The sequence below is a fragment of the Armatimonadia bacterium genome, from assembly GCA_039679385.1.
Taxonomy (GTDB): domain Bacteria; phylum Armatimonadota; class Zipacnadia; order Zipacnadales; family JABUFB01; genus JAJFTQ01.
Genome location: JBDKVB010000119.1, coordinates 1 through 3172, shown reverse-complemented (window position 1 = coordinate 3172; position 3172 = coordinate 1). Strand labels below are relative to the sequence as shown.

General features: G+C 64.7%; 4 protein-coding genes. All 4 read left to right on the top strand.

Annotated elements, in window-relative coordinates; all coding sequences use genetic code 11:
• Positions 1-629 (top strand): Gfo/Idh/MocA family oxidoreductase (locus ABFE16_13355; GenBank protein ID MEN6346281.1); only part of this gene is annotated, 629 nt, incomplete at its 5' end.
• Positions 630-712: 83 nt separating this feature from the next.
• Entirely contained in the window at positions 713-1753 is a 1041-nt protein-coding gene (locus tag ABFE16_13350; GenBank protein ID MEN6346280.1) for a M20/M25/M40 family metallo-hydrolase, read from the top strand.
• Positions 1754-1770: 17 nt separating this feature from the next.
• Positions 1771-2631: a SprT family zinc-dependent metalloprotease gene (locus ABFE16_13345; GenBank protein ID MEN6346279.1), complete on the top strand. Its 861-nt coding sequence runs from the start codon at positions 1771-1773 to the stop codon at positions 2629-2631.
• Positions 2632-2691: 60 nt separating this feature from the next.
• Positions 2692-3172, top strand: a 481-nt coding sequence (locus ABFE16_13340; GenBank protein MEN6346278.1) for a trimethylamine methyltransferase family protein, incomplete at its 3' end; no start/stop codon positions are given.

The following is a 3172-nucleotide window of genomic DNA, read 5'->3' as shown; positions in this document are numbered from 1 at the left end:
CCTCCTTCTGGTCGACCCACGAGATGCTTGAGGCAGGGCGCTTCGGCGACCCGATGTATGTGTACGCGCGGCTCAACAACACAATCTATGTGCCGACCAAGATGCTCTCCTGGTCGGCCAACACACGCCTGCCCTTCTGGCTGATCACCCATCGCTATGACATCGCACGGTGGTACTTCGGCAGCGAGGCGAAGCGGGTGAACGCCGTCTCGCGGTCTGTGGTGCTCAAGGGGATGGGCATCGACACCCCGGACTTCTACCAGGCCACCGTTGAGTTCGAGAACGGCTGCGTGGGCAACTTCGAGTCCTGCTGGATCATGCCGGAGTCGCTGCCGCATATGGTGGACAGCAAGTTCCAGCTCATCTGCAGCAAGGGGTATGTGAACGTCGATGCGGCGCAGCCGGTGCACATGGTCGCAGATGCCGAGAGCTACCAGAACCGGGGGTTCTTCTCGGGGGACGTGGACGGTGAGCCGCGGGGCTTCGTCTTCGACGCCATCAGCCACTTCGTGAACTGTGTCCTGCGGGGTGAGGAGCCGCTCGTTGACGCCCATGACGGGCTGATGATCACGAAGGCCCTGACGGCGATGGTGGAGTCTGCTGAGAAGGGGCAGCCCGTCGACCTTTAGCAAAGCCGAGAGCTGAGCAGGGAGGCACAAGGCCTCCAACACAAGCTGAACTTCATTACCTGCCTGCGGAGTGTTGAACTGCCATGCAAGAGCTGCTACGCGATCTGCTGGGACGTCTGCTCGTGACTCATGCCCCAACCGGCGATGAGGCTGAGATGGAGCGTCTGAGTCGTGAGTTGCTCACCGGGTACTGCGATGAGGTGTGGGTCGATCCCAATGACAATGTGATCGGCAAGATCAAGGGGCATAGCAGTGCCGACGGTGTGCTGCTCATGGCCCACAAGGACGAGATCTCCGCCATCGTCCGCAAGATCGACGAGGACGGGAAGATCTGGATGGACCCGCTCGGGGGCTGTGTGCCCTGGGTGTATGGCGAAGGCCCCTTCGATCTGCTGGGAGATGAGGTTGTGACGGGCGTGCTGTCCGTCGGCAGTCGGCACTCGAGCCACCTGACGCCGAAGGTGAGTGAGGCGAAGCAGAAGGCGCTGAACTGGGAGATGTGTCACATCCACTGCAAGCTGAACCGGGCGCAACTGGCGGAGAAAGGCATCCTCGTCGGCGTCCGCGGTTGTGTGGCGAGATCACGCAAGCAACCTTTCTACCTGGGCGACTGCGTGGGCGGCTTTGGACTGGATGACAAGGCGGGAGTTGCGATCCTGGTTCTGGTGGCGGAGTTGCTGCGATCGGCGGGCAGGAGGCCTGCTCTGGACCTGTACCTGGCGGTCACCAGTGCCGAGGAGACAGGCTGCGGCGGCGGAGCTTACGTGAGCCGGACAGTCCCGGCCAGCACGCAGATCGCTATTGAGATTGCACCGGTCGCCGAAGAGTACCCGGTGGCCCTCGGCCCCGATCCGGTGATCCTGTACAAGGACGTCACGATGCAGTACCACAAGGGCCTCGCCGACCAACTCGCACGGACTGCGGACGAGGTCTGTGGCGGACATCAGCGGATGCTGGTGCGGTCCTTCGGGAGCGATGCGAGTTCGGCGGCTCGGTATGGGCTGGCTGGTCGTGCAGGCTGCATCGGCTTTCCGACCGAGAACACCCACGGCTTCGAAGTGGGGCACCTGGGCGCGATGGAGAACTGCGCACGGGTGCTGGCCAGATTGGCGAGCGGGGACTAAGGGGAGAGGCAGGTAGCTTGACACCCTCCAGAGGTGAAGACCCCGGCAAGGGTGCTGCTGCCGGGCCGCCAGTGGTAGTTGCGAGCTCCGCGCTGGGAGTTGCGGGCGGTGCTGCGCGGACGGATTCGCGACCCCGTGAGCCTGCACGGGAACCGGTCGTGCGTCGGGTTACTGATGCTAGGGGCACAGTGGAGTACGCCCTGGTCCGACGTCGTGGACGGCGGAGGATCACGATCCTCGTCCACCCGCAGAAGGGCGTCGAGGTTCGGGCAGGACTGGGCACGCCGCTGCGCGAGATCGAGACCTTCGTGCGCCGGCAGATGGACTGGATCCGCGCGAGGCTGAGAGAGGCAGAAGGGAAGCGCCTTGCGCCCCGACGATACACGGCGGGGGAGACGCTGCTGATCCGGGGCCGGGAAGTGACGCTGGAGGTTCGCCAGAGCTTGTTCGGCGACGGCGAGGTGAGCCTGCGCGGACACAGGCTGAGCGTGCAGGTTGGCCCCGCAGCCAGCGCCGAAGCCCGACGGGAACAGGTTCGCCTGGCGCTGCGGCGCTGGTACGTGCAGGAGGCGGTGAAGGACTGCCGGGAGCGGTTTGCTGTGCTCGGGAAACGGGTGGGCGTGCAGCCGCGACGGGTCGTGGTGAAAGACATGACAAGCCGCTGGGGAAGCTGCTCGAGCAAGGGCAACGTGAGCATCAGCTACCGCGTTGTGATGGCTCCGGCCGAGGTGATGGACTACCTGATTGTGCACGAGCTGTGTCACCTCCGTCACCCGGACCACTCGCCGGCTTTTTGGGGTTACGTCGCGCAGGTCATGCCGGGGTATGAAGCCCCGAAGGCCTGGCTGCGCACTCATGGCCATGAGCTGAGGCTGTAGGGGAGCACCAGGACTCTCGCATCACGGTGCCGGCAGGGCGACATCGCAGGAGGTAGCGGCATGCCGCGGGGCATGGTTCTCGATGACAAGAAGGCGCAGGTGCTGGGGGAGGCTGTGCGTCGCGTGCTGAAGGAGTCCGGTGTCTGGGTGCACCATCCGCGGATGCTGGAGGCGCTTGCGGAAAAGGGCGCTGGGGTAGAGGCCGGCAGCAAGCACGTGCGTCTGACGGACGAGCTGATAGACGAGGTCCTTGCGCTTCAGAAGGCGCGCGGGCTGGTGGAAGCGCCGGCGTCGCTGGAGGCTGCGTCGACCTACAGCGTGTCGATGGGCTTTGAGATCACGCCGCTGTACTACGACTTCGATGCGGGGAAGCCGCGCCACCCCACTCAGGCCGACCTCGAGAGCATGGTCAAACTGGCCCAGAGGCTGCCCGAGGTCACCACGGTTGGGGCTCCGCTGACGCTGGTCGGGAGCAGTGCCCTGTTCGAACCGCTGGAGAGCTTCCTGACGGTCGCGCGTCTGACGGACAAGCCGATCAGTG